Annotated in this window: 23 protein-coding genes and 1 pseudogene; 4 read left to right on the top strand and 20 right to left on the bottom strand. The window is 70.3% G+C overall.

Annotated elements, in window-relative coordinates; translation table 11 throughout:
* Window positions 1-79: 79 nt before the first annotated feature.
* Window positions 80-760 (bottom strand): imm11 family protein, encoded by a 681-nt coding sequence (locus Q664_RS61415; protein WP_235216969.1) that lies wholly within the window; start codon window positions 758-760, stop codon window positions 80-82.
* A gap of 1 nt (window position 761) precedes the next feature.
* Window positions 762-1,373: a Wall-associated protein precursor gene (locus Q664_RS52980; RefSeq protein WP_152622469.1), complete on the bottom strand. Its 612-nt coding sequence runs from the start codon at window positions 1,371-1,373 to the stop codon at window positions 762-764.
* 179 nt (window positions 1,374-1,552) lie between these two features.
* On the opposite strand from Q664_RS52980, the gene Q664_RS59460 reads away from it, so the two are divergent.
* Entirely contained in the window at window positions 1,553-1,693 is a 141-nt protein-coding gene (locus Q664_RS59460) for a hypothetical protein (RefSeq protein WP_160174551.1), read from the top strand.
* A 505-nt stretch (window positions 1,694-2,198) separates the two neighbouring features.
* On the opposite strand, the gene Q664_RS32905 is transcribed toward Q664_RS59460, so the two are convergent.
* The 5 genes from Q664_RS32905 to Q664_RS32885 all read right to left on the bottom strand — a co-directional run bounded on the left by Q664_RS32905 (window position 2,199) and on the right by Q664_RS32885 (window position 7,431).
* Window positions 2,199-3,044, bottom strand: coding sequence for an OmpA/MotB family protein (locus tag Q664_RS32905; protein ID WP_043404584.1), 846 nt, complete (start codon window positions 3,042-3,044; stop codon window positions 2,199-2,201).
* 162 nt (window positions 3,045-3,206) lie between these two features.
* Entirely contained in the window at window positions 3,207-4,880 is a 1,674-nt protein-coding gene (locus Q664_RS62735) for a diguanylate cyclase (protein ID WP_043404582.1), read from the bottom strand.
* A gap of 90 nt (window positions 4,881-4,970) precedes the next feature.
* Window positions 4,971-5,567: a hypothetical protein gene (locus tag Q664_RS32895; protein ID WP_043404580.1), complete on the bottom strand. Its 597-nt coding sequence runs from the start codon at window positions 5,565-5,567 to the stop codon at window positions 4,971-4,973.
* Between the two features lie 133 nt (window positions 5,568-5,700).
* Complete coding sequence (gene argE / locus Q664_RS32890; RefSeq protein ID WP_043404578.1) at window positions 5,701-6,858, bottom strand: acetylornithine deacetylase; 1,158 nt, start codon at window positions 6,856-6,858, stop codon at window positions 5,701-5,703.
* A gap of 99 nt (window positions 6,859-6,957) precedes the next feature.
* Complete coding sequence (locus tag Q664_RS32885) at window positions 6,958-7,431, bottom strand: ferritin-like domain-containing protein (RefSeq protein ID WP_043404576.1); 474 nt, start codon at window positions 7,429-7,431, stop codon at window positions 6,958-6,960.
* 176 nt (window positions 7,432-7,607) lie between these two features.
* Between Q664_RS32885 and Q664_RS32880 the strand changes: the two genes are divergently transcribed.
* A complete protein-coding gene (locus Q664_RS32880; protein WP_043404573.1) occupies window positions 7,608-7,922 on the top strand; it encodes a hypothetical protein in 315 nt (104 codons plus the stop codon).
* Window positions 7,923-8,021: 99 nt separating this feature from the next.
* Here Q664_RS32880 and Q664_RS32875 read toward each other — a convergent pair whose 3' ends face one another.
* A complete protein-coding gene (locus Q664_RS32875) occupies window positions 8,022-8,336 on the bottom strand; it encodes a PQ-loop repeat-containing protein (protein ID WP_043404605.1) in 315 nt (104 codons plus the stop codon).
* A 154-nt stretch (window positions 8,337-8,490) separates the two neighbouring features.
* Here Q664_RS32875 and Q664_RS32870 point away from each other — a divergent pair, with 154 nt between their 5' ends.
* Complete coding sequence (locus Q664_RS32870) at window positions 8,491-8,925, top strand: CBS domain-containing protein (RefSeq protein WP_043404571.1); 435 nt, start codon at window positions 8,491-8,493, stop codon at window positions 8,923-8,925.
* Between the two features lie 8 nt (window positions 8,926-8,933).
* Here the strand turns inward: Q664_RS32870 and Q664_RS32865 are convergent, their stop codons facing one another.
* Genes Q664_RS32865 through Q664_RS32845 form a run of 5 tightly spaced genes read right to left on the bottom strand, consistent with a single transcriptional unit; the run spans window position 8,934 to window position 18,200 of the window.
* On the bottom strand, window positions 8,934-12,653 hold the full coding sequence (locus Q664_RS32865; RefSeq protein ID WP_043404568.1) for an FG-GAP-like repeat-containing protein: 3,720 nt from the start codon (window positions 12,651-12,653) through the stop codon (window positions 8,934-8,936).
* 11 nt (window positions 12,654-12,664) lie between these two features.
* Window positions 12,665-14,185, bottom strand: coding sequence for a lipoprotein (locus Q664_RS32860; RefSeq protein ID WP_043404565.1), 1,521 nt, complete (start codon window positions 14,183-14,185; stop codon window positions 12,665-12,667).
* A complete protein-coding gene (locus Q664_RS32855; RefSeq protein WP_043404562.1) occupies window positions 14,185-15,561 on the bottom strand; it encodes a DUF1501 domain-containing protein in 1,377 nt (458 codons plus the stop codon). The genes Q664_RS32860 and Q664_RS32855 overlap by 1 nt, the downstream gene beginning before the upstream one ends.
* Window positions 15,562-15,582: 21 nt before the next feature.
* Window positions 15,583-16,248 carry a hypothetical protein gene (locus Q664_RS32850; RefSeq protein ID WP_043404559.1) on the bottom strand — a complete coding sequence of 222 codons (666 nt, stop codon included), beginning with the start codon at window positions 16,246-16,248 and terminating at the stop codon, window positions 15,583-15,585.
* On the bottom strand, window positions 16,248-18,200 hold the full coding sequence (locus Q664_RS32845) for a DUF1585 domain-containing protein (protein ID WP_052518966.1): 1,953 nt from the start codon (window positions 18,198-18,200) through the stop codon (window positions 16,248-16,250). Before Q664_RS32845 ends, Q664_RS32850 begins: the two co-directional genes overlap by 1 nt.
* 195 nt (window positions 18,201-18,395) lie before the next feature.
* Here Q664_RS32845 and Q664_RS32840 point away from each other — a divergent pair, with 195 nt between their 5' ends.
* Complete coding sequence (locus tag Q664_RS32840) at window positions 18,396-18,962, top strand: DUF420 domain-containing protein (RefSeq protein WP_043404553.1); 567 nt, start codon at window positions 18,396-18,398, stop codon at window positions 18,960-18,962.
* A gap of 15 nt (window positions 18,963-18,977) precedes the next feature.
* Here the strand turns inward: Q664_RS32840 and Q664_RS63230 are convergent, their stop codons facing one another.
* The 7 genes and pseudogenes from Q664_RS63230 to Q664_RS32810 form a co-directional block, all read right to left on the bottom strand.
* Complete coding sequence (locus Q664_RS63230) at window positions 18,978-19,349, bottom strand: HEAT repeat domain-containing protein (RefSeq protein WP_481955000.1); 372 nt, start codon at window positions 19,347-19,349, stop codon at window positions 18,978-18,980.
* 3 nt (window positions 19,350-19,352) lie between these two features.
* Window positions 19,353-19,808, bottom strand: a pseudogene (locus Q664_RS63225) (AHH domain-containing protein); the annotation flags it as partial.
* Window positions 19,809-19,881: 73 nt separating this feature from the next.
* Entirely contained in the window at window positions 19,882-20,265 is a 384-nt protein-coding gene (locus tag Q664_RS32830; protein WP_043404547.1) for a DUF952 domain-containing protein, read from the bottom strand.
* Window positions 20,266-20,329: 64 nt separating this feature from the next.
* Window positions 20,330-20,836 (bottom strand): SRPBCC family protein, encoded by a 507-nt coding sequence (locus Q664_RS32825; protein ID WP_043404544.1) that lies wholly within the window; start codon window positions 20,834-20,836, stop codon window positions 20,330-20,332.
* A 46-nt stretch (window positions 20,837-20,882) separates the two neighbouring features.
* Window positions 20,883-21,704 (bottom strand): ABC transporter permease, encoded by an 822-nt coding sequence (locus Q664_RS32820; RefSeq protein WP_043404541.1) that lies wholly within the window; start codon window positions 21,702-21,704, stop codon window positions 20,883-20,885.
* The gene (locus Q664_RS32815) at window positions 21,701-22,612 is read right to left on the bottom strand and encodes an ABC transporter permease (RefSeq protein ID WP_043404539.1); all 912 of its coding nucleotides are present in this window, start codon (window positions 22,610-22,612) and stop codon (window positions 21,701-21,703) included. Before Q664_RS32815 ends, Q664_RS32820 begins: the two co-directional genes overlap by 4 nt.
* Window positions 22,609-24,156 (bottom strand): ABC transporter substrate-binding protein, encoded by a 1,548-nt coding sequence (locus Q664_RS32810; protein ID WP_052518965.1) that lies wholly within the window; start codon window positions 24,154-24,156, stop codon window positions 22,609-22,611. The genes Q664_RS32815 and Q664_RS32810 overlap by 4 nt, the downstream gene beginning before the upstream one ends.
* Window positions 24,157-24,246 lie beyond the last annotated feature (90 nt).

Raw genomic sequence — 24,246 nt, 5'->3', positions numbered from 1 at the left:
CCGAATAGAGCTGGGGCACGGTTGCTCCTCCATCCCTGGTAGAACAATCTTGACCGGAACATTCAACTGGTATCCGTAGTCAAACACAGGGGGCGGGGGCAGGAGGCGGCCCCAGGCGGAGCGGATCCCAGACGAACTCCTCGGTGGGAATGAGCTTCATGTTCGTCAGCCCATGGCGCTGGACGAGTTCGGCGAAGCGCTCGGAGACGACGATGCTGCCCGGCAGGCCCCGGGGGCGGAACACGTCCTCGCCGGACCAGGTGCCCGGCTCCAGGGTGTAGCCGTGGATGGAGTCCAGCCCGCTGTAGCGGCACTCCGGACAGGTCACGGGCTCGACGCGGCGGATGCGGCTGTGTGCCTCATCCACGGCGGCGCGGCTGTAGCAGGGAGTGACGGCGAAGTAGCGAGGGACGGCACCGGGCTTGGGGCCCTTGCGCTTTCTTTGGACCCGCAGCACCTCGGCGGGATGGAAGCCGAGCAGCCCGGTCAGCCCTTCCGTCCGGAAGGCCTCGGCGAAGCGCTCGGAAATGAGAAAGCTGTTGCCACCTCCAGGTCCCCGGACGAAGTCGCCGAGCCCCTGTCCATACAGTTCCAACCTGACGCGGTGGGGGGGCAGCCACGCCAGCGGGCCGATGGGCTCGCCGCATCGCGGGCAATCAGGGCCCTCCCCGCTGTTGTCCGGCTCGAGCCCCCAGAACTGGGTGTCATGCGTTCCCCACGTATCCTCTTCGAGCTCGAAGAAGTGCTGGGACAGCGTCATTTCAGAGCCCCTCGGGGAAACCACCCGGAAACCTCCTCCTCATCTCCGGACGACTGTAGAGCTCGCGGAGGAACTTCCAGAATTGGCTCGGTGTTGCCTTGATTTCTTGTTGCAGCCACCTGATGACCTCCGCGTCCACATCGCGGTGCCATTGTTGGTAGCCGCAGTGGGACTCCTTGTCCTTCGCCCGGAGTTTGAATCGCTCGTCTCGAGGTCTGTACAGCCCGCGAAGGGTTCGATGCTTTTCCAACTCCCTGGCGATGGGCCGGGAGATGATGTGGTGCTCCTGGCCCATGCAATTGGGGGGCTCGCCCGACTTCGCGTCTTCGGAGGCACCTTCTACCTCGGCGCTCTCATTCTCCGCGGCTTCCTCCTTGAGCGTCACCTCCGCGCTCGTGGTGGCCTCGTGGAGCGCCTTCGCGCCGTTGAGGACTTCGGCGATCCGCGCGGGGGTGGCGCCACAACTCTCCGCCGCGCTCTGTGGCCACCGCTTGATGCAGCAGTCCACCGTGTTCAGGCAGGCAGTTTGTGCCAGGAGCGTGGGCGTGCTCGCGGCACTCGGCCCACTCGTGAGCACCACCAACAACCAGAGTCCCAGGACGCTCTTCGCCAAGTGCATGCCTCCAGCATAGGGGGCACTCGTGTTCACCGGTTTGTCACGCTGGTGGCTTGTCGACAAATACCGCATTTGCGGATAATTCCGGTCTGGTTCGAATGGCGGGGTTGGAGTATGGGCGGCCCGGGTGTCGGGCATTGGGGTCGCCCGGGGGTCCCAACCGAAAGGCCAGAGCGATGACGGTGCGCACGAGAATCCTGCTGTTCGCGGCGGTGTTGGACGGCCTGGCCCGTCGTCGCTTTCGCCAGATAGCCATCGGGTCGCAAGACCAGCAACGGAGCGAAACGCCGCATGCGCTCGTGCTGCACCTCGCGTGAGACAGGGGCTCCGCCTTCAACCACCTCCCACAACAGGTGCGCGGCCATACGCCAGGGACCGAAGTCACGCAGCCCGACCTCGGCTGTCAGCAACCAGGACAGCAAACCCGCGGCTTGTTCTGGCGACAGGCTGCGATTGTTCTCCGGAAGCTTCCGCGGTGGCACTCCCGCCCGTAACCAACACGCCTTGGAAGTAGTCCACGTCCAATAGAGCAGGCTCGATGGGCCCCAGAGGCTCTCGGGAAACACTGCCCATGCGCCCACTCCGAACCTCCGGACAGTCAGGCCTCGGCGAGCAGTGCGGAGAGAGGGAGCCACTCCTCGCCTCCTGCGTCGCGGCACAAGAGGCGAGGCCCAGCAGTAGCAGCCCCACGAAGAGGCGTCCGACCCGAAGCCCAGGCAGGCTGTCTTCCCGGAAGCGGAAAACGGCAGGAAGCATCGACATGCCTCATCTTGAGAATGCTTCCGGCGCGGAGCCAGGCCGGGAACGCCATGAGGGCGCGGCTCAGCGGCCGCCCGTGGCCACTCCGGGCGCCAGGACGATCTCGATGCGCCGGTTGAGGCTGCGGTTCTCCGGCGTGTCATTGGGCGCGATGGGCTGGTACGGGCCATAACCCGCCGCCGACAGCACCGTGGGGTCCACCCCCGCGTCCTGCAGCGAGCGCACCACCGCCATCGACCGCGCCAGGCTCAGCTCCCAGTTCGACGGGAACGGCCCCTTCGGATCCGTGGGCACGTCGTCCGTGTGCCCCTCCACCCGGATGATCTTCCCCTGCACCCCCTTGAGCGCCTCGGCGATCTTCGCCAGCGCATCCTGCCCCTCCTTGCCCACCCGCGACGAGCCCGAGGCGAACAAAATCTTGTCCTTCATGTTCACCGTCATCCGGCCCCGGAGCTCCGACAGTTCGATCTTCCCCTCGGAGATCTCCTTCTCCAGGCTCTTGGCGAGGCTCTCGTACTCGGCGCTCCGCTTCTCCAGCGCCTCCTTCGCCTCGGCCAGCTTGCGCCTGGATCTGGCCAGCTCCTCGTTGAGCGCGGTGAGCTCGGCGTTCTTCTGCTCCAGGGCCCGGCGCTCGGCGGCCCCCGCGGTCAGCCGCGTCTCCGCCGTGTTCAGCCGATTGCTCAGCGCCTCCTTCTCCTGCGCCAGCCCCGCCGCCTTCTCCTCCAGCCCCTTCACCTGCTCCTCCAACTGACGCACCTTCGCGTCCGCCGCCGCCCGGGCTCCCTTCTCTTCCTGCAACTGCTCGTCGAGTGTCTGGGCCCTCTGCATCGCCGCGTCGTACTTGCCTTGCGGCACACACCCCGTGGCGAGCACGAAGGCGCACAGGGGTGCCAACAGCCTCTTCCTCATGTCCCGTTCTCCTTCCAATCAGTTGGAGCACCAACTACACCCTTCCAAGGGGTGCTGTGAACCCCCTGCACACATCAGGGGCCACGGGCTGGAGAACGGGCTCGGACACCCTCACCCCGTCCCTCTCCCGAGGGGAGAGGGGATGGATTCAAGGGGAGGGCTTCACTTGTGCTCGCGTGGAGCACCCGCCCGGCCGGCGTCGAGGATGGCCCGGGAGAGATCGTCCATCACCCGCATCAACTCCTGCCGGACCTCGTCGGAGGAGCTGCGCAGCTGCGTGGTGAGGATGTGCAGCGCGTCTCCGGGGGCGGAGGCCTCGTGCAACATGCGGGCGGCCGTGCGCGTGGCCGTGAGCGGACCTTCCACGTCCTCCGCCACGAGCCGGCGCAGCCGCTCCAGGACGCTGCTGGGGGAGTGGGCAACGGGCGCCGGGGCCTGCGCGGGCTCCGCCGTGCCCACCGTCACCGGGCACACCCGGTTGCGGCCCTGGCGCTTGGCGCTGTAGAGCGCCGCGTCGGTGAGTTCGATCAGCTCGGACATGGAGGTGGCGTGCGCGGGGTAGCAGCCCACTCCGGCGCTGATGGTCAGCGCGCGGCTGCCTCCTCGGGCCCCATGCACCGTGGCCCCGTCCACCGCGGCCCGGAAGCGCTCGGCGGCGATCAGCCCGTGCTCCAGGTCCGTCTCGGGGAGGATCATCGCGAACTCCTCGCCTCCGTGCCGGGCCACCACGTCCGTCGAGCGCGCCGTCTGCCGCAGCCGCAGCGACACCTCGCGCAGTGCCTGGTCCCCCGCGGTGTGGCCGAGGTTGTCGTTCACCTGCTTGAAGTGATCCAGATCCAACAGCACCAGCGTCATCGGGTGCTTGTAGCGCTGGGCGCGGCGGAACTCGACGCCCAGGGCCTCGTGGAAGTAGGCGCGGTTGTACAGCCCGGTGAGCGGGTCCGTCACCGCCACCAGCATGGCGCGGTCGCGCGAGGTGCGCAGCTGACGCTGGCGGCGCTGGCGGCGCAGGGCACTGGCCAGACGGGCGGCCAGCTCGGCCATGGGCGTCTGCAACGTGAGGTAGTCGTCCGCGCCGGCGTCGAACGCCATCACGCGCCGCGAGGTGGACTCCGTCTCGTCCACCACGAGCATGGCGGGCGCCTCCTCGTCGAAGCCGAAACGCTTGAGCAGCGGCTGCTCCCCCTCGAGCGCCACCGCGTAGCTGACGACGAGCAGATCCGCGTCCGAGGTGCCCAGGCGCTGCGAGGGCGCGCGCTGGGTGAGCTGGAACTCGCCGCCCACGGGCGTGCCGCGCAGGGCCCGCGCGAGCCGCTCGCTCACCACGGGCATGTGGTGGATGATCTCCACCCGCGCCTGGGGAGGGGTGGGCGCGTCCGGCTCGCGCATGACGCGGGCCATGGCCTCGTGCTGCGCCTGCAGCTGGGCGCGCATCTTCCCCAGCGAGATGAACGAGCGCACCCGGGCCAGCATCTCCGCGTCCGGCGCCGTCTTCGTGAAGAAGTCGTCGGCGCCCGCGACCAGGCCATTCACCCGGTCATCCGTGGAGTCCAGCGAGGTGAGCAGGAGGATGGGCGTGTTGCTGGTGCGCGTGTGGCCGCGCAGGCGGCGCGTCAGCTCGTGGCCGTTCATCTCCGGCATCATCACGTCGAGGATGAGGAGATCGAACGGTTGGGGGCCCTCGGTCGCGAGCCCGAGGGACTCGCGGGGAGAGGTGGTCATCACCACGTCCAGCCCGCTCTCCATCAGCCGTGAGCCGATGGCTTCGAGTGCGATGGGGCTGTCATCCACCAGGAGGACGCGGCCCGTGGTTCCGAGGGTATTGAGCGCTGCCATGGGATCCGTTCTGTCTGCGGTCTTCAGGCTATCAGGTGCGAGGGAGGGAGGGACACCCTCCCCTGCCTCCCAGGCCAGCTGGGAAGCCCTTCACCAGGTGATGACGTAGGTGCAGCGATCGCCCCGCCACTTGCGGCACGGCTTCGTCTCGTCATGCACCACGCGGGCTCTGGATTCGTAGAGCTGGGCCACGGCCGTGAGCACGCCGATATCGAACGCGCAGGGGTACGGCGTCTCGCACAGGCTGATGATCTTCCGCTGTCCTGGCACCGGCTCGTAGCCGTAGTGGCCAATCCCCTCCTCCATCCGCCCGGTCTCCAGGTCGAGCATGAGCCGGCCGTTCTTGCGGTGGTTCAGGTGGTACGCCACGTCCACGCCCTTGAGGGCGCTGTAGATGTCGCGGACGCTCTCCGGCAACCCCACGCTGCGCGGGATGGCCATGCCGATCTGCGTCAACAGCCCGTCCCCCAGCTGCTTGCCGATCTGCTGGAAGCACAACAACCAGGAGCGCTGCGAGTACCAGCCCGCCAGATCCAGGTTCGCCTGGCCCCGGGCATTGGGCGTGCCAATGCCCTCGTCCAGCAGGTAGGCGCTCCCGAGCACCGCGAAATTGCTGAAGCCGTCCACAACCGCCTTCACCGCCTGTCCCTTGACCTCGATACCCTCTTCGAAAGGGACGAATTGCATCTGGCGGCCCCTCCCCGTGGCCTACCTTTCAGGACTGTAGCACCCAACACGGGAAAGCGAACAAGTCCGGCGAGTCCCCCTCTCCAGGTGACCGGGTGCGCCCTGACCCTCTCGATTCAATAGGGGATTCCCGTTACCGCCGCGCCGCGGACGCGCCGCAGAAGTGGGCGATGGCCCGGGTCAGATAGGCCTCGCACCGCACCAGGTCCTCCATGGGGACGTACTCACCCGTCTGGTGCGCCACGCGGATGTCCCCCGGGCCGAACACCACCGCCTGGGCGCCCAGCTCCGTGAGCTGCGGGGCCTCCGTGCCGAAGGGCACCGTGATGGGCGCGTTGCCGGACAGCTCCGCCAGCACCCGCACCACCTCCGCGTCCGCCCGCGTGTCCACCGCCGGATCCGTCCGCAACAGTTGGATGCGCGCCTCGTAGCCGGGCTCGTCCCGCACCAGCTCGTGCCGGATGGACTCCAGCAGCTCCAACACCCGCTCCTTCGGCTGCCGGGGAATGGGGCGCCACTCCACCGTGAAGCGGCACGCCCCGGAGATGACGTTGGGCGCCTTGCCTCCGCTGATGAGCCCCACGTTCACCGTGGTGAAGGGCGGCTCGAAGGACTCGTCCCGCTCCTCGCGCAGCCGTGTGCGCGCCAGCGTCTCCAGCTTCTGCAGGAAGCGCCCCGCCCGGAAGATGGCGGACGCCCCCGCGTCCGGGTACGCGCTGTGCCCCTCGCGCCCCCGCACCTCCACCTCCGCCAGGCAGTACCCCTTGTGCGCCCGCACCGGCACCAACGACGTGGGCTCCCCCACGATGGCGTGCCTCGCCCGCCCCTTGCCCAGCGCCACCAGGTGCTTGGCCCCCTCGCAGCCAAGCTCCTCGTCCGCCGTCAGCAACACCATCAACGGCGCCTTCAGCTTCCCCGGGAAGTGCGTGGCCGCGTACAGCGCGCAGGAGATGAAGCCCTTCGTGTCACACGCCCCCCGGCCGTACAGCCTCCCGTCCCGCTCCGTCAGCCGCAGCGCGTCCGTCCACTCCGCGTCGTACGGCACGCAGTCCGTGTGCCCCACCAGCGCCAGCGCCGCCCGCTCCTCGCCGCCGCCTCCCTTCACGGCGACGAGGTTCACCTTCTCCACCCCCGCCCCGTCCCGGTAACCCACCCGCTCCACCTGGAAACCCGCCGCCTCCAGCCGCGCTCCCGCCTGGTCCACCAGCGGCGCGTTGGGACGCGTGGACGTCGTGTCCAGCGCGACCAGCTCCCTCAACGTCTCGCGCAGCTCGGGCAGGGTGTCACTCACGGTGGGGCCTCCAGGGCTCGGAATTCCGCGCTCCGCGCGGGATGGGGTCTCCGAATGTAGACCCTCCCCCTGGCCCTCTCCCAGAGGAGAGGGGAGTTTCTAGGCCTGCGCCTCGGCGCCTTCGTCCGCCACCACCCAGGGGCGTTGGCGCACCGCGTCCTTCACCCACGTGATGTGCCGCTCCTCGTCCCGCCGGTTCTTCTGGATGAGCGCGCGCACCTCGGGGCTCCACTCGAAGCTCAGCGCCAGCTCGTAGGCCCGGTTGGTGAACTCCTCGTTGCCGAGCATCGCCACCAGCGCCGCCTCCGTCCCCATCATGCTCGTCATCGCCGTCAGGCCCTTCATCGCCGCGCCCTTCAGGTCCGGCCTCAACTCCACCGGCTCCCCCCCGAACTGGCGGATGAACGCGTTGAGCTCCTGCACATGCCGCACGTGGTCCACCCGGAAGTCGTTCAGCCGCTCGCGCACCATCGGCTCCTTCACCCGCGCGATCGCCGCGTCGTACGCCCCCACCGCGTCCACGTCCATCTGCGCCAGGCTGCGCAGCTTCTCCACCTCGGACTTGCGTCCCATGCCGTCCTCCTCCCCGCCCCTCGCGTCAGAGTCCCAGCAATCTGCTCGGACCCGCCCGCACGGCCAACCCCACCGCCCCGGCGCCCGCCCGGACAGCAGGCAGGGAGGCTCCTCCCCCTCCCCCCTCCCTCGTGCGCACCTTTGCCTCACACCTCTCACCACCGGAGGCACCGGACATGAAGAACGAGGACACGGTCACCACCCATGTCGAGATGCAGACGCGGCGCATTCCCTCCATCGGCTTCCTCGGCGTCGCCATCGGGTGCATGGCCGCCAGCGCCTTGCTGATGATCAGCGGACGCAAGACCTGGGCGAACTTCGTCGGCCAGTGGGCACCCACCCTCCTCATCCTGGGGACCTACAACAAGCTCGCCAAGACGTTCTCCGCGCCCATCGACGAGCAGCAGCGCGTCCAGCACGGCGGCCACCCCTCCCCGCTGAAGTCGCCCGAGGAGCTCACCCGCCAGATGTCTCCGCAGCCGGTGAGCTGAACGCCTCGCTGAATCCCACGCCGAACACCTCACGCCCGGCCCCCTGCCCCTCCCGCGGGTAGGAGCCTGAGGGCCCTCGGTTTCGTCGAGCGGCCCGGCTCAGGCCCTCGCGGGGCTCATGCCCGTGGGCACCGGGCCCCGCCGGGACTTCCGCCGCTCCGCGCGCCGGTGCTTCAGCACGATGGCGAGCCCCACCAGCGCGCTCAGCAACATCAACGCGTTGGTCACCACGAAGACCCAGTTGTCCACCAGCACACTGTAGAGGGTGAAGCCCGTGGAGGCGGTGAGCTGCCCCACGAAGAGCCACCTGGACACCCCCTCGCTGGTGCCGGAACTCCACTGTTTGTAGACCTGATTGGCGATGGTCAGCACGAGCACGAACGAGCTGAACCAGCCGATGACTTCGCTCCCCATGTGCTCAACGATGCGCACGCCCGAGGCGCCATGAGGCCCCTCCGCCCGGGGGGCGGGCGTCCAGCCGCGGACAGGGAATGCGGAATGCGCGGCGGCCACGCCGGAGCGGACACACCCTCCCCAGCGAAGCATCCACACGCATGAGGTGCGTCCCATGAAGATTCGTGACGTGATGACTCCGGACGCCGTCGCCGCCCACCCGGGGACGACCTTGGTGGCCGCCGCCGAGATGATGCGCCTGCTCAACGTGGGCTCCCTGCCCGTCGTGGACGGAGAGCGCGTCGTGGGCATCCTCACCGACCGGGACATCGTCGTGCGAGGACTGGCCCTGGGTTTCAACCCGCGCACGGCCTCCGTCGCCGACGTGATGACGCGCAACGTGCAGACGTGCTCCGTGGACGACGACGTGGAGGACGTCGCCCATCAGATGAGGGAGCTCCAGGTGCGCCGCCTGCTCGTCGTGGACGAGCGCGAGCGGCTCATCGGCATCGTCTCCCTGGGGGACCTCGCCATGGAGATGGAGGACCAGCGGCTCGCCGGCCGCGTGCTCGAGGGAATCTCCGAGCCCTCCACCGCCATGACGCACTGAGGCCGCGCCTAGAAGCCGAGCGGCACCAGGAAGGCCGTGCCGTTCTGCGTCCCCGTGCGGTAGCTGAGCGGCGCGCCGACGACGAGCGTGGGCGGAGAGCTGCCACTCCCGGCGATCAGCGCCAGGTCGGTGCCGAAGCCCGAGCGCTCCGCCACGTCTCCCGTCAGCGTCAGCATGGGCGTGAGCGTGCCGGAGAGGTTCGGCCCGCCCGCGTACACGAACACCGCGCCGCCACCATCCGAGGCCACCGACGCGCCCGGTGCGCTCACCACCAGCTCCGGCACCCCGTCACCCGTCAGGTCCACCCCACCGGCCAGCACCGTGCCGAAACCCACCGCCCGCGAGCGGTGCGCCACCACCTGGGTCTGCAAGGGAGGCTCGAGCGCGCCCACCAGGTCCTTGCCCGACGTGCCCAGCCACGCGTCCTTCAGCTTCGCCGTGTCGAAGAGCAGCACCGCCGGCTGCGTCACGCCGTTGAAGGGCACGTTCGTCGCGCTCACCGCCAGGTAGTCCGCGCCCGTATTGCCCAGCACGCGGCCCACGCGGGCAATCGACAGGCCCAACCCCATGAAGTTCATCCCCACTTCCGGGTCCGCCGCCAGCCGCACCAGCTTCGCCGTGGTGCGTCCGCCACACCGGCTCCCGCCCTTGTCGAAGCCGAACAGCACCGCCACGCCCGAGCGCGTGCTGGTATCCGCGTAGCGCCACGCCACCTCGTGGCAACCGTCTCCGTTCAAATCCCCCAGCGCCACGGGCACCGAGGTCGCCTGCGCGAAGTAGGGCGAGGAGTAGACGGGGTCACACCCCATGGTCCGCTTCGCCAGCGTGGTGTCATCCGGCGCACGTCCCAGGAAGAGCTCGAAGCCGTTGTTGCGCAGCGCGCCGATGTCCTGCAGGCCGTCACCGTTGAAGTCGAAGCCGCCCACCACCCCGCGCCCGATGCCGTTGCGCGCGCAGGTGCCACTGCAGTTCTCCGTGATGTTGCCAATCCCCCACAGCCGGTACGCCGCCTGGTAGGTGCCGTCCGGCTGGGCCAGCGACACCAGCACGCCGCCCGACTGCAGATCGGAGGAGCCCGTGGGGAGACACGCGGTGCGTACCGTATGGTACGCGTTGCCCAGCTCCGAGACGTTCGAGGAGGCCCGGGGCACGGTGAAGGCCGGCGCGCCCAGCACCAGGTCCGGCCGCCCATCTCCGTTGAAGTCGGAGAAGGCCACGTCCGTGCCCACGTTGCGCCCGTTGTACAGCGGCGAGTTCGTCCCCTCGGCCGCGAGCGAGCCCGCGCCGCCCGCCGCGCCGAACGTCCACGCCCGGCCCGCCGACAGGTCGTTGCCATCCCCGTTGATGCCCGGGCCGTGGAAGCCCGGAGAGCCCACCAGCGCCACCACGTTGGCCCCTGCCGAGGCCGAGACACGCGCCACCGCCACCGACTCACCGAAGCGCTCCACGCTCGGCTTCGCCGGCACCAGGAAGCTCGTGCGCTTCCACGCCGCGAGCGTGTCACCCTCCTTCATGAAGCCATCCACCCGTCCGGTGAAGGCGCGGCCGTCCGGCGCGGAGGCCCGGCCCGCGAACACCACCAGCCCCGGGTTGTCCGGCAGCGCCCAGGGCGCGATGGCCACCCCGAAGGCGTCCGACTTCGCCACGCCCGGCAGGAAGGTGACCGGCTTGTTGAGGGCGGTGCCCCTGGCCAGCCCCTTCAGCGGGTACACCAGCACCTTGCCGCCATAGCGCAGTGAGGTGGCGCCCGTGCCAACGGTCGCGTAGGGCGCGCCCAGCAGAAACTCCAGGCCGGGCTCGCCATCCACGTCCGCCGCGGCCCAGCCGCGTCCCGCCACGATGGAGGCCGCGTCCCCGTAGAAACGGGCATACGCGTCGGCGAGCAACTGCCGCGGCGGCGTGGTCGAGGGATCGCCCGTGGGGGCGTACGTGCTCACGTCGAAGAGAAAAGCCCCACCCGCGTCCGTCATCGCCCCCAGTCCGCCGGTGCTCCGGAGGTCCGGCGAGTCCGCGCGGTCCAGCAGCACCACCACCAGCGGCGGCCGCGACCCCTCGGCCGGAATGGTGCCCAGGCGCCAGGTGCCCTCGTTGCCATCCGAGGCGTTCGTGGGCAGCAGGTAGGCGTCCGGCGTGGCACGGAAGCGATTGCCCTCGGCCCGGCCGAAGAACACGGACACCGCCGGCTGAATCACGCCCGCGGACGTGCCATCCGCCCGGTAGCGCGACGTCTTGCCCAGCGCGGCGATGTCCGCCCGCCCGTCCCCGTTGAGGTCCGCCACCACCACCGCCTGGCCCATGTTCGTCCGGGAGCGCTGCTCGATGGTGCCGCTCACGCTCTGATCGGTGCCGCCCAGACGGAGGGTGGGGAGATCCGGCACGGGCTGGCCCGGGGTGAGCTGGAAGATGTCCACCACGCCGCGATTGACGAGGCTGCCGCTGGACGCCAGGTCACCGTTCGGCGAGCCCGCCAGCAGGTCCAGGTCCCCGTCCCCGTCCACGTCCGCGAGCGCCACGCCCGTGCCGAAGGCGCCCCGGCCCACCCCGGCGAGGGGCGTGCGGATGCGCTCCGGCCCGCTGGTGCCGAAACGGTACAGGTACACCGCGCCCGAGCCGTCGATGGTGACGTCCGCGCCCGGCGAGGACACCACCAGCTCCGCCTTCCCGTCCTTGTCGATGTCGCCCGCGGCCAGTCCGTCGCCGAACCGGGCCGTGTCCGTCTCGCCGGTGAGCACCCACGTGGGCTGCTCGGGGATGCCCGAGAGGCTCCCCTTGAAGATGAACACCGCGCCGCCCTGGGGCCGGGAGAGATCGCTCTCCGGCCGGCCCACCGCCACGTCCGGTACCCCGTCCCCGTCGAAGTCCGCCGTCACCACCGCGGCCGTGTCGGTGACCTGCCCGTGCGGCTGCGTGTCGCGCGTCAACTCGTCCAGCACGCGCACCGACACCGAGGCCTTCTGGTTCGTGAACGGGTCCGCCGCCTCCAGCACCGCCGCGCCCTTCGCGCCCGGCTCGGCCACGAAGCGTCCACCCACCACGGAGCCCGGGCCGGACACCTTCGTCCAGACGATGCGATCACTTCCGCCCACCGTCTCCAGTTGCACCGAGGAGCCCGCGGGCACCGCCAACAGCGCCGGCGCTCCGCGCAGCACCGCGTCCGCGCGGATCTCGAACTGGAGCACGGCCTCGTCACCCGTGCGGCTGTCGCGCACGCGCACCAGGTCCACGCCCGTGCCCGTGCCCGCCGTGTACAGGCCCGAGGGCGTCACCGTGCTGTTCACGTCGCTCCGGTCCAGGGAGAAGACGGGCTCGCCCATCTGCCCCGTCACCTGCACCTGGAAGGACGTGCCCGGCTTCAGCGTGGCCCGCGCGGGCGCCACGTCGAAGGCCGCCACCACCTCCACCTGCGTGCTCGCGTCTCCAGGGCAGCGCAGATCCTCCACCACCAGCGTGTCCGTGGACGGCGTGGACCCGGCGACGAAGCGCGAGCCGCGCATCTCTCCCGAGGAGCCACCGGGCTCGACGAGGTAGCGGTAGTGGCCGCTGCCTCCCGTGGCCGTGAGCGTGACGGGCTCCTTCACCCGCGTGCGGGTGGGGCTCGCGGAGAGCGCAAGGGGCGGCAGGCCCGCGCAGGGGTCCACCGCCGGGGGAGGCTCGGGGGGCTCCACCTCCGGCTGGCACGCGGCCGACAGGAGGGCGAGCACGAGCGACGCGCGGGAGACTCGGTTCATGATGAAGCGCCTCAGGGATTCGCGCCGGTAGCCGCCCAGCGCTGGATGAGGGAGATGAGCTGCGGATCCAACGGGCCATCCGCGGGCATGCGCTGATCCTTCACGGCCGCGATGATGCTCTCCGCGTTGTCCTTCCAGAGCGTATAGGTGCCCAGGGGCCGCGCCGGGCCGGTGTCATGGCACTTCGCGCACCGGGCCTCGTGGATGGGGCGGATGTCCTTGTCCCAGCCGAGCGCCACGGTGGACAGGGGCTGGTAGTCGAAGCTCACCACGCGCCGGGCCTCGGTGCCATCCGCGTAGCGCGCCACGGCGGAGAGCGAGTGCAACCCCGGCTCCAGGCCCACGAAGGAATAGGCCTTGGGCGTGCCATCCGCCTCCGTGCCGCCGAGGCTGTAGGCGGGGCCACGCACCGGCACCTCCACGCCCGCCACCTCGTAGGTGAAGCTCAGCGGCGCCACGCCCGGCACCAGCCGCGCGCTCACCACCAGCGAGTCCTCCACCACCTGCGAGCCCTCGAGCAGTCCGAGCACCCGCGGCACCGGGCCCTTGCTGAGCGCCACCGTCTCGGCGCCGAGTTGCACCCAGGCACACCCGCTCTCGTCGGCCGCCAGGAAGCGGAACTCGCGCGTGTCCACGCCCGAGGCCTCGCCCCACGTGCCCGTCTCCGCGTCATGGGCGAGCAGCTTGCCGTCCATGTTCACCCAGATGAAGCGCCCCGCCCCCAGCACCTGCTCCGGCTTGCGCGCGAGCGCCACCTGCCGCCACCCGTCCGCCGCGAGCCGCAGCAGCCGCGACGACGTCAGCACCCACGCCTCGCCCTTGCCCTTCTCCGAGGCACCCAGCCCCGCCAGCCCCACCACGCGCTCGCCCTCCTGCAGCGGCAGCGAGGAGACCTGACGCACCTGCCACGTGCCCGGGGCGGTGCGCACGGCGACGCTCAGCGTCTCCTGGCGGAGGAACCACAGGCCCTGCGCCCCATCCTCCGCGGGCGCCGAGGCCAGCGCGGTGATGCCGTCCAGCGCCTGGCCATTCACCTTGAGCGCGGACAGCGCGCCGCCCTGCAACCGGTACAGCCCCGAGGCATGTCCGAGCCACACCGCGCCATCCGGCGTGGCCGCCGTGGCCACCAGCCCCGTGCCTGGCACCTCGCGCCAGGGCGGGGCGATGAGCCAGCCCGACTGCGCCATGAAGAGGCCATTGTCCGCCTCCACCAGCGCCGAGCCCGCCCCCATCCGGAAGACGGCGCGGGCCCGGCCCGGCGTCACCGTGTTGCCCGGGTGGCTCTCCAGCGCCGCCCTCGTCCCGTCCAGCCGCAGGCGGATGACAGCGCCGTCCGCCGTCGCGAAGATGCCGCCGCCCGTCTGGTCCGCGAACCCGGGCGCTGGCGCCACATCCACCTCCGTCCGCACCTGCACCGGCGTGAAGGGCTGGGGACTCGGGTGGTCCCGCGGGAGGGATGGCGCGGGCTCGCAGCCGGACAGCAGGGCCGCGAGCATCAGGGGGCCGATACGGTACGAGGCTCGGGTCTTCATCACGTCGCCAGCAGCGGCTTGAGGGGTTCCACACGCGTGATGCTGTAGTCCAGACCGGCGGACGCCAGCACCGTCGCGATGATGTGATCCGGGAGGATGCTCTCTCCGTTGTTCGAGTCCTTGGCGCCCGTCTTCAGGTCCACCAGGCCCGCCGCCATGCCGATGTCACCGCTGTGGCCGAACACCATGTTGTGCTTCACGCCAGCGCCCATCAGCAGGCAGCTGTTCGTCAGGTGGTGATCCCGGCCGTTGGTGGCGTTGATGAGCGGGGTGCGGGCGAACTCGGAGAACACCAGGATGGTGGTGTGGTCCATGAAGTCGCCGCCGGACGGGTGCGGGGTGCGCGCCAGATCATCCACCAGCAGCGACAGCGCGTTGAAGCCCGTGCGCAGGTTGCCCAGGTGCGTCGTCTGCGTGCCGAAGTGCGTGTCCAGGCCGCCCACCAGGTTGATGGACACGCACTGGCTGATGCCCAGCTTCAGCGCCGTGGCCACCAGCGCCGCGCGCCCCGCCGCGCTGTCGTACGGCCCCGCGTCCGGCAGCCCGTAGAAGGCGCGGACCGCGTTGTTCTCGGTGTTCTTCACCGCGAAGTTGAACTTCTCGCTGAGCCCGCCCTTCAGCACCTGCAGCACCTGATCCCGGCTCGTGTGGTAGGTGTCCCCCACCCCGCCCGCGCTCAGGGCCGCCTCGTCACACGTGACGGGCTCTCCCCCCAGCGCCAGCAGCTCGGTCTCGATCTGGCTGTCCAGCTTCCGGGTGCTCGGCGACAGCGTGTCCACGAGGTCCTTCGAGCGGCTCACCCGCAGCGCGTTGGCGCTGCCGGGGTAGCGGTCGTTGTAGGACTCGACGCCGTACGCGATGGACGGAATGGGGACGGTGGGCACCATCTGCCCGACGACCTCCGTGGCCGTGGACGAGCCACGCGCCGCGGCGCCGATGGGGCGCTTGCCGGTGATGAAGTAGCGCATGCCCTCTTCATGCGCGAGCGTGGTCATGTTGACGCCACGCACCACCGCCATGCGGCCATAGTGCTTGGTCAGGTTGGCCACCGCCGGACCGAAGGTGATGTTGGAACCGGCGGGCGTGATGGGGAACGGGGCCGTCCCATCCGTGAAGAGGTTGTAGCCCGGGAGGATGCGCGTCTCCGCCACGCGCTCGGGCGTGAAGACGTCCGGGTCCCTCGGGTCGAAGGCGAGGAGCTGGTCCCACCCGCCCGAGAAGTAGACGAAGACGAAGCAGCGGTCCGCGGGCTTGAGCGCGGCGGCCTGCGCGAAGGAGCGGAAGGGCAGGCCCCCCAGGAGGCTGGCGCCCAGGAAGCCGGCGCCGGCCTTCAGGAGGGTGCGGCGCGAGGTAGGAATCGGGTCGTTCTTCTTCATGGAGCTATCTCCCCGGAGCCGTCAGTAGGTGAGGAAGCGCGAGTCCGTCATCAACGCGATGCACACCGCGGCCAGCGCCTGGTCACGGCCGTTGGTGATGGCCTCGGCGCGCGCCGCCGCCTTCGTGAAGAAGGTGGCCCAGCGCGTCAGCTCGTCGCCCTGCAGCGGCGAGCCCCAGAAGCGGGTGGACAGGTACACGAGCAGCTCGCGCACCTGGGCGTCGGAGAGCTTGCGCAAGTCCGTGAGCGGGCCGGGAATCGTGCGGCTGAGCACGCGCGCCTCGGGCGAGGCCTGGCTCTTCTCGGCGGCCGCCTGGGCCATGCACACCTCGCGCGCCCCGTCCTCGAGGAACTTGGCGAAGACGAGGTTGGGCTCGGTGCTCTCCTGGTTGACGAGCGCGTAGTCGGCGCGGCCCAGGGTGGTGGCCAGGCCCCCCTCGAGGCCCGCCCACGGGCGGCCCACGGCCACCTCGATGGAGCGGGCGAGCTGGGTCACGGTGAGCCGGCGCGGCGAGCGGCCCACCCGGCCATCCTGCAGCTCGGGGTCCGGCAGCGGCGTGCCCATGTCCCCGTGCGGGTTGCCCACGGGCTCGAGCTGGCCGTCCACCGGGGGCGGAGCGGCGGGAGTCTTCTCACCACACCCGGCGGCGCCGAGCGCGAGCAGTGCGAACAAGAGCAGGCGGCGCATCAGTCGATCCTCCGGTAGGCATCGGACATCACCACGCGCTCGATGAGCGCCTTGAAGCGGTGGCCGTCCCGCGCGAAGTCATCCGCGAGCGGCTGGAGATACATGCGCTGCTCCTCCGCCGACATGGGCCGGCCGAGGAACTCCTGCCAGACGCGGCGCACCGCGCAGCGCTCCAGGTCCCCCGTCTGCAGCATGCGCTGCACCAGCAGGGCCGGGCCGCTCTCGATGTTGTTCTCCTCGTCCGCGGTCCGGTAGAGGTACGTCTTGAGCAGGCCCAGCGAGTTGGCGCCATCTCCGTCGTACGCCTGCATCACGTACTGGCCGCACTCGCCACCGCACGAGGTGTTGCCCGCGATCGCGCAGTCGCGGCACTTGGGGTCATAGCGGGGGAACTGCTCCGGCTTGAGGAAGAGCGCGGCGCGCTCGGCGTAGCGGCCCCAGTGGGCGCCGGTGGGCTCGATGGTGGCGTGGCAGTAGTTGCAGCCACAGCGCTTGGCCAGGTTGTTCTCCCGGTTGCACGCGTCCTCGGCGGCCGGCTGGCGGGCGTTGTCCGGCGGCGCGAAGGACTTGCACAGGAAGGCCGCGTAGAAGTGGTTGACGCGCGCGCGCTGGGTGGGGAAGCGGTAGAGGAACGCGGGCGTGGTGAGCACACCCGAGTGCGAGCTGTCACGCACGTACTCCTTCCAGGTGTCCGCCTGCGCGAAGGGCAGGTTGGGCAGCGCCTCGGGCTCGGCCGGCGGCGTCACGCTGAACACGCCCACGGCCTGCTGGGTGTCCCGGTACATCTCGGACAGGGGGCCGTTGAGGAAGGAGCGGCGCGTGGTGAGGATGTTGAAGTAGGGCTCGTCGCGGCGCACCACCGACTCGGCGATGAGCTCGGGCTCGTCGTTGATGGCCTCGATGCGGGCCGTGTGCGTGGAGCCGTTGGGCGCCTCGCAGCGGCCCATGCCCTCGCCACAGCCACAGCTGCGGTCACCGTTGAAGCGCGCGGTGGTGCACGGCTCCATCGTCCACGGGTTGGCCAGGCGCTCCTGGGCCTCGATGGCACACACCTTCACGCTCGCGCCGCCCGCGTTCCAGAAGGGCGCGGGCCGGTTGACGAAGCCCTCGCGATGGACGCAGCCGCGCTGCGGCACGTAGGAGCCCTTGATCTCCAGGCCATTGGTGCGCTTCAGGTCGAGCTTCATCGAGCAGCGGTCGAGCCGGCTGCTGGCGTCCGCGTAGGCCACCACGCGGTTGCTGTCGGCCGGGTCCACGACCTCGGCGAGCGTGGCCGTCCTGGGCGTGCACTTGTGCGGCACCAGGGCGGTGCCCACCAGCCGCATGTCGCAGAAGTAGCGGTACGGCGCGAGCTCGGGCTTGCTATTGATGAGCGACTCGCAGGTCAAGCCGGAGATGGGCTTGCCGTCCGCGCCCAGGTCCAGCCGGGTGCAGGTGTAGAAGTTGGTGTCGTAGTCCCAGCTCACCGGCATGGGGACGCCCTGCTCGTCGTAGCGCTCCCTGGCGCACGCCGCGGCCGTGGTGGGCAGCGGCGGATCCACATGCGGATCCTGCCGGGCGGTGCACACGTCCTGGGCAATGGCGTTGTCACACGTCTGGCCGTTGGCGCCACGCAGCGGGCGGCTGCTGTTGCCGCGCAGGGACATGGCGTCCGTGACCGAGCCCGCGCCCGACAGGCGCGAGTTGCCGTTGTTGTAGACGCTGGAGCTCACGTTGCTCCACATGAGCGCGCGGTGGTAGGCGCGGATGCGGGCGTAGAACTCCTCCTTTTCCATGAGGGCGCGCACGTCCTCCACCGTCACCTGCCCCTTGGCCTTGGCCGCCTGGTACTCCTCGTACGTGGGCGGCCGGCCGAGCAGATCCAGCGAGAGTTGGCGCAGATGGCGCTCGAGCGGAACCTTCGAGACCGGGGCACACACCGGTTCTTCCGCGAGCGCGGGGAGAGAAGCCATGAGTACAGCGGTCGCCAGGGGGGCGAGGAAGCTTCGTGCGAGCCGCACGGGGACCTCCGGAGGGGGGCGCAGCGGGGGAACTGCACGTGCCCTTATGCCAGGAATTCCCGTTAATAGCTATACGCTTGCTGATGTAACGGAGAAGCAGGCGCCAGCAGTTGCATGCGGGGCACAGTCAGGACAGAAAGCTACGCCATGTCTGACGCTACGTCCGCTCCACAGGCCCCGGTGAGTGACCGCGGTTTCTACGTCTTCACGGCGGTGGTCTCCACCGCCGCGCTCTCATTCCTCGCGTATCTTCTTCTCATCCGCCGAGGAGGCGCGGTGGAGGGGGTGGATCTGCGCTTCCTGCCGGCGGTGAACGCGAGCCTGAACGCGCTGGCGGCGGCGTTCCTGACGGCGGGCTGGGTGGCCATCCGCCGCAAGGCGAGGCGGGTGCACCAGTACCTGATGGTGTCCGCCTTCGCGGCCTCGGGATTGTTTCTCGTCTGTTACCTGGCCTACCACTTCGTGCACGGGGACACGCGCTACGCGGGGGGCGGGGTGATGAGGACGGTGTACCTGAGCATCCTGGCCAGCCACGTGCTGCTGTCCATCTTCGTGGTGCCGGGCGCGCTGCTGTCCTTCTACTTCGCGTGGCGCAAGGCCTTCGACAAACACCGGAAGGTGACGCGGTGGCTGGCGCCCATCTGGCTTTACGTGTCCGTGACGGGCGTGGTCATCTTCTTCATGCTGCGCGGCAGCCTGCCCGCGGTGCACTGAGCGGCCCGGGCTTTTTCAGTCGGCCAGTGCACGCAGCCACTCCCAATCCACCCGCAGTTGGCGGATGTCCTCTGGAAGAGACGCTTCCTCTACCGCGGGCAGCAACCCGGCCGCGGCATGGAGGCTGGTGTACGCAACGCCCCTGAGCTCAGCGGCCGCGCCTTCGTCCAACGCGACGCGCGCCAGCGTCTTGAAGGACCGCGCATCCGGATGGCCGCACCGCTCGACCATGGAACCGATGGAGCGGGCGGCGAGGATCTGTACCTCCAGATCCATCTCGCCCCCCTCCAGCATGGCCCGGAGCATGGGGAGCGTGCGCGGGTGCCCCCAGTGAAGGCCCAGGGCCCAGACGGCCGCATACCGCAGTTCGGAATCCGGGCTCTTCATCAACTTGAGATCCCTGATGGACTGGAGCATCTCACGCCGATGATCCCAGAAGCCCCCACCGGGCTTGGGAATCTTCTGGCCAGCAAGCTCCCTGGCGACCCCCTCGAAATCACCCGGCCTGGCATGATCACGGATGATATTGTCTATCTTCTGGATATGCCTGGACTGTGACTCGAGCAAGGCCTGGGGTGGTGAGCCCTCATGACCTTCCTGGGCTTGAGGATCGCGCTCGGGTGACAGACCACCGCCTGGCCCCAGGGCCCTGGATGCCACCGCCGTGGGCGCCAGTCCCACCACCAGCTCCCCGGCCCCCAACACCACCGTCCTCACCTGCCCCGCCGCCTCCAGGCTCACCCGCGTGCGCGCCGCGGACGCCAACGCCGCCTGACGGAATCCGGGCAACCCCGGCCCCCTGCCCAAGAAATGCGACTGTCCCCCGAGGGCCGCCGTCGCCAGCAGGAAGCAGGAGACAGGAACCCATCCCGGGACCGTCGAGCGCTGGCGCGCAGACCTCGCGGCGTGAGGGGATGTATCACGGAAACCCGGCCGGGAAGGCGTGCGTCCCGTCCGGGCTCAACGGCAACTTCGTGACGCTCCGCACGGCCCCGAGGGGAAGCGGGCCGTAGAGATGGGGAAACAGACCGGGTCGGGAACGGCTGGACGCCGGTTCCCAGCGCAGGACGTCTCCGAGCGCGGCGACGTCCACCTCGATCAGGAGCAGGTCCGGCTCGCCAGCGCGGTGTCTGGCGGCACTGGCTCGCACCTGCGCGGCGGTGGAGAAATGCAGGAAGCCATCACGCGTATCGTCGGCGCTGCCGCGATACTCGCCCACGGCCTCGGCCGCCCGCCAATCCCTACCACGCACCAGGGTATAGATGGTGGTGATGGATTCGGGCGGGCGGGCTCGGTCGCTCATGCGGGCATGATGCGCTACTTCCGCGGCTCCTGCTCGTCTCCGGACGGCCCGGCACCACCGAGGCTCAACCCGCCGTGGTGGCCGTGGCCTCCAGTTGGCGGACCCGGCGGGCGAACTCCCCGAAGAAGACCGCGTGGAGGCGCTTCAGATTGGCGAGCTGCGGCTCCGAGCCGCGGTACTCGCCCCGCCAGGCCAGCGTGCTTCCGCTCGCGGTGCGCTCGACGGTCACGACGGCACTGCACGCCAGGGGGTGGCCTCGCAGGGAAGCGTACTCGAGGAGCCGCGGGGGCTCGAAGCGCATCAGGCGGTAGTGCAGCTCCGGGCCGCCGACCGCCAGACGCTCGGCAAGCACCGCGCCCGCGGCGAGCGGAGGCCTCAGCGCGCGGATGAAGGACACGTCGTTGGCCCAGAGCACGGCGTCCGGTGAGTTCGTCAGCGCGCGCGTGAACTCGGCCCAGAGAACCTCGGGAGCGAGTGTCGTCGGGAACGTCTGGGTGAAGGGATACACGCTCGCATCCGGAGCGGCCGTCTGCAGCGGGAGCGTGGCGGGATCGAGTCCGGTGTCTGTCATGGCTCGCAACTGTACCAGCCCGCGAGCACCAGAAAGGTTCGAAGCGCTAACGCTCCAGGTGTTTGGGGTCCAGCGCATCACGCACGGCATCGCCGAGCAGGTGGAAGCCGAGCACGGTGAGGGCCAGCGCGAGCCCGGGGAAGAGGGCCACGTGGGGTGCGACGAGGAGGTACTGCGTGCCCTGGTCCACCAGCGCCCCCCACGAGGGCGTCCCGGGAGGCGCACCCAGCCCGAGGAAACTGAGCGAGGCCTCGGCGAGAATGGCGCCGGGCAGCGCGGAAGTAGCCTGGACGACGAGGGGCCCCGCCGCGTTGGGCAGCAGGTGGTGGAAGAGGATGCGCGCGTTGCCAGCACCGAGCGCCCGCGCGGCCTGCACGTAGTCCCGCTCGCGCAAGGTGAGCACCTGCCCGCGCGCCAGCCGCGCGTAGCCCGTCCATCCGGTGAAGCTGAGCGCGAAGATGACGTGGGTGAGCGAGGGCCCCAGCACGGCCGTGATGAAGATGGCCAGGAGCATGCCGGGGAAGGCGAGCAGCACGTCGGTGAGCCGCATGAGCGCCTCGTCCACGAGCCCGCCCATGAATCCCGCGAGGCCACCGAGCACGGTGCCCACCAGCGCCGAGAGCGCCACGGCGAACGCGGCGACGACGAGCGAGACACGAGCCCCGTACAGCACATGCGTGAGCAGATCGATGCCGTTCTCCCCCGTACCCAGCGGGTGGCCGGGACGCGGAGGCGAGAGCTCGGTGGCGAGGTCCATGGCCTCCGGCGCGTGAGGGCTGAGGAGAGGCGCGAGCAACGCGACGAGGACGAGCAGCCCCGCCACGGCGAGACCGAAGCGCCCCCCCACGGAGCGAAGACGGAGCCTCATGCGCGCCTCCGCACGCGCGGGTCGACGAGCGCATAGGCCACATCGGTGAGCGTGTTGACGAGCACGTAGCAGCAGGTGAAGACAAGCACGGTGGCGCGCACGGTGTTGTAGTCGCGCTTCTCGATGGCGCTCAGGAGCAGGGTGCCCATGCCGGGCCAGGCGAAGACCTTCTCGGTGACGATGGCGCCGCCGAGCAGGGCGCCGAACTCGAGCCCCAGCACGGTGAGGATGGGCAGCAGGGCGTTGCGGAAGGCGTGGCGCCACAGCACGGCCCGGGGAGAGAGCCCCTTGGCGCGGGCGACGGTGACGTAGTCCTCGCGCAGGGCCTCCAGCATGGCGGCGCGGGTCATGCGCGCGAGGAAGGCGGAGAGCGCGGTGCCCAGGGTGAAGGCGGGCAGGACGAGGTGCCGCCACGACTCGGCGCCGGACACGGGCAGCCAGTCCAGCTTCAGCGAGAAGAGGATGATGAGCACCGGCCCGAGCCAGAAACGCGGCAAGGCCACGCCGGCCACCGCCGCGCTCATGGCGGCCGTATCCACCGCCGTGCCCCGGCGTGCCGCGGCGGCCACTCCGAGGGGCAGGGCCAGCACCAGGGCCACGGCCATGGCCGCCAGCGCGAGCAGCAGCGTGAGGGGCAGGGCCGCGCCGATGGAGGGCATCACCTTCTTCTGGAAGGGAGGCACCGAGGTGCGCAACTCCCCGGTGACGAAGTCCCGGGTGAAGTTCCACAACTGGAGGTGCACGGGCTGGTCCATGCCCACGGCGCGGCGCAGGGCCTCTCTATCCACCAGGGTGGACTCCTCGCCCAGCATCACGTCGATGGGATCTCCCGGCACCAGGTGCAGGAAGAGCGAGACGAGCAGCAGCGCGCCGAACAGGGCCACGGCCGCCGAGGCGAGCCGCTTCATGGCTCCACCATCCTCGCCAGTGCCAGCGGAGTGAATCGGCCGTGGGCACTCGGCGCGAAGTCCTGGAGCCGGCGGGAGACGACCGCCACGGAGCTCTCGTGCCACAGGGGCACCACGGGCACCAGCACGTCCAATCGCTCCTGGGCCTGGAAATAGAGCGCCTGGCGCTCGGGGGTGGAGACGCGGCTGGCCTCGTCGAGGAGGGCATCGAGCGCTCCGTCCCGCAGCGCGCCCCGGTTGAAGCCGCCCCAGTGGTTGGCCTCCGTGGGCACGTTGCCCGAGTGGTACGCGCTGCGCATCAGGTCCGGCTCGATGACGGAGGCCCACTTGAGGGTGAAGAGCTCGAAGTTGCCCCGGCGGATGTCGTTGAAGAAGGTGCCGAACTCGAGCGAGCGCACCTCCACGGCCACTCCGCCGCGCGCGAGCTGCTCCTGGAGGACGAGCGCCACGGAGCGGCGGAAGCGGTCCGTGCTCGTCTTGAGCTGGAAGGAGAGGCGGGGCGTACCGCCAGGGCCATCCGGGTCCGGGTAGCCGGCCTCGTCCAGGAGCCGGGCGGCCTCCTTCGGGTCGTACCGGCAGCCGGAGACGGGAGCCCAGGCCCAGTGAGTACGCGGCAGCATGCCGTTGGCGGGCACCGCCAGCCCGTGGAACTTGTACGTGACGAGCGGCTCCACATCGACGAGGTGGCACAGGGCCCGGCGCACCCGCGCGTCCGCGAGCGGCCCGTGGCGCAGGTTGAGGCCCAGGTAGGCGAAGCCGGTGCCCTCCTGGGTGAGGACGCGCAGCGAGGGCTCGCGCTCCAGCGCGGGGAGCACGGCCGGGGACAGCGCGTTGAGGACGAGGTCCGCGCGTCCCTTGAGCAGTTCCAGCACGCGCGTCGTCTCGTCGCGCACCACGCGGAAATGCAGACGGGGGATGGCGGGCGCGCCGCGGTAGTGGCCCGCGAAGGGCACCAGCGTGAGGTGGTCCTCGTCCGGCTGGGACGCGAAGCGGAAGGGGCCCGCGCCGATGGGGGCCCGGCCCTGGACTTCCTTGCCGGCGGCCGAGGCGCGCTCGGCGGGGAGGATGCCCAGGGACAGCTCGGAGAGCAGGGGCGCATAGGGCCGGCGCAGGTGGAAGCGCACCGTGCGCGCGTCCACCACTTCCACCCGCTCGACGGCCGCGTACCGCTCCGCCCGGGGGCTGGCGATGGCCGGGTCCCCCATGCTGTCGTAGGTGGCCTTCACGTCCTCGGTGGTGAGGGCGCTGCCATCATGGAAGGTGAGCCCCGGACGCAGGGTGAGCTCCACGAGGGTGGGAGACAGCTCGCGGAAGGACTCGGCCAGGTCCGGCACGGGCGTGCTGGTGTCATCCAGGGTGATGAGGCCCGGGGTGATGAGCTGGGCGAGGCGCTGGCCCATGGCCGAGAGCGTGAACCGGTCGTCCAGGCTCTCGGGTGGGGACTCGATGAGCACGGTGATGCCCGGGGGCGGCCGCTCGGCGCGACAGCCGGGGAGGAGCGCCACGAGGAGCGACAGGACGACGGGGCGGAGCAGCGGGGGCATCAACGCCCCCGTTGTGTCACAGCCCCGGGCACGGGTCGAGGAGAGGGCGGCGAGCAGGCGAGCGCGTCATGACGTGAAGTGCGTCGGCCC

Origin of the sequence: Archangium violaceum Cb vi76 (assembly GCF_000733295.1) — a bacterium.
GTDB classification, from domain to species: domain Bacteria; phylum Myxococcota; class Myxococcia; order Myxococcales; family Myxococcaceae; genus Archangium; species Archangium violaceum.
This window is presented reverse-complemented; position numbering and strand designations above follow the sequence as displayed.

Coding starts and splice junctions, on each gene's coding strand:
- Q664_RS59460 (WP_160174551.1), top strand. CDS start 1,553: ATGACGGTGCGCACGAGAATCCTGCTGTTCGCGGCGGTGTTGGACGGC.
- Q664_RS63230 (WP_481955000.1), bottom strand. CDS start 19,349: ATGAAGAGCCCGGATTCCGAACTGCGGTATGCGGCCGTCTGGGCCCTG.
- Q664_RS32855 (WP_043404562.1), bottom strand. CDS start 15,561: ATGAAGAAGAACGACCCGATTCCTACCTCGCGCCGCACCCTCCTGAAG.
- Q664_RS32885 (WP_043404576.1), bottom strand. CDS start 7,431: ATGGGACGCAAGTCCGAGGTGGAGAAGCTGCGCAGCCTGGCGCAGATG.
- Q664_RS32850 (WP_043404559.1), bottom strand. CDS start 16,248: ATGCGCCGCCTGCTCTTGTTCGCACTGCTCGCGCTCGGCGCCGCCGGG.
- Q664_RS32840 (WP_043404553.1), top strand. CDS start 18,396: ATGTCTGACGCTACGTCCGCTCCACAGGCCCCGGTGAGTGACCGCGGT.
- Q664_RS32865 (WP_043404568.1), bottom strand. CDS start 12,653: ATGAACCGAGTCTCCCGCGCGTCGCTCGTGCTCGCCCTCCTGTCGGCC.
- Q664_RS32820 (WP_043404541.1), bottom strand. CDS start 21,704: ATGAGGCTCCGTCTTCGCTCCGTGGGGGGGCGCTTCGGTCTCGCCGTG.
- Q664_RS32830 (WP_043404547.1), bottom strand. CDS start 20,265: ATGAGCGACCGAGCCCGCCCGCCCGAATCCATCACCACCATCTATACC.
- Q664_RS32860 (WP_043404565.1), bottom strand. CDS start 14,185: ATGAAGACCCGAGCCTCGTACCGTATCGGCCCCCTGATGCTCGCGGCC.
- Q664_RS32815 (WP_043404539.1), bottom strand. CDS start 22,612: ATGAAGCGGCTCGCCTCGGCGGCCGTGGCCCTGTTCGGCGCGCTGCTG.
- Q664_RS32875 (WP_043404605.1), bottom strand. CDS start 8,336: ATGGGGAGCGAAGTCATCGGCTGGTTCAGCTCGTTCGTGCTCGTGCTG.
- Q664_RS61415 (WP_235216969.1), bottom strand. CDS start 760: ATGACGCTGTCCCAGCACTTCTTCGAGCTCGAAGAGGATACGTGGGGA.
- Q664_RS32895 (WP_043404580.1), bottom strand. CDS start 5,567: ATGCAATTCGTCCCTTTCGAAGAGGGTATCGAGGTCAAGGGACAGGCG.
- Q664_RS32880 (WP_043404573.1), top strand. CDS start 7,608: ATGAAGAACGAGGACACGGTCACCACCCATGTCGAGATGCAGACGCGG.
- Q664_RS32845 (WP_052518966.1), bottom strand. CDS start 18,200: ATGGCTTCTCTCCCCGCGCTCGCGGAAGAACCGGTGTGTGCCCCGGTC.
- Q664_RS32870 (WP_043404571.1), top strand. CDS start 8,491: ATGAAGATTCGTGACGTGATGACTCCGGACGCCGTCGCCGCCCACCCG.
- Q664_RS32810 (WP_052518965.1), bottom strand. CDS start 24,156: ATGCCCCCGCTGCTCCGCCCCGTCGTCCTGTCGCTCCTCGTGGCGCTC.
- Q664_RS32825 (WP_043404544.1), bottom strand. CDS start 20,836: ATGACAGACACCGGACTCGATCCCGCCACGCTCCCGCTGCAGACGGCC.
- Q664_RS32905 (WP_043404584.1), bottom strand. CDS start 3,044: ATGAGGAAGAGGCTGTTGGCACCCCTGTGCGCCTTCGTGCTCGCCACG.
- Q664_RS62735 (WP_043404582.1), bottom strand. CDS start 4,880: ATGGCAGCGCTCAATACCCTCGGAACCACGGGCCGCGTCCTCCTGGTG.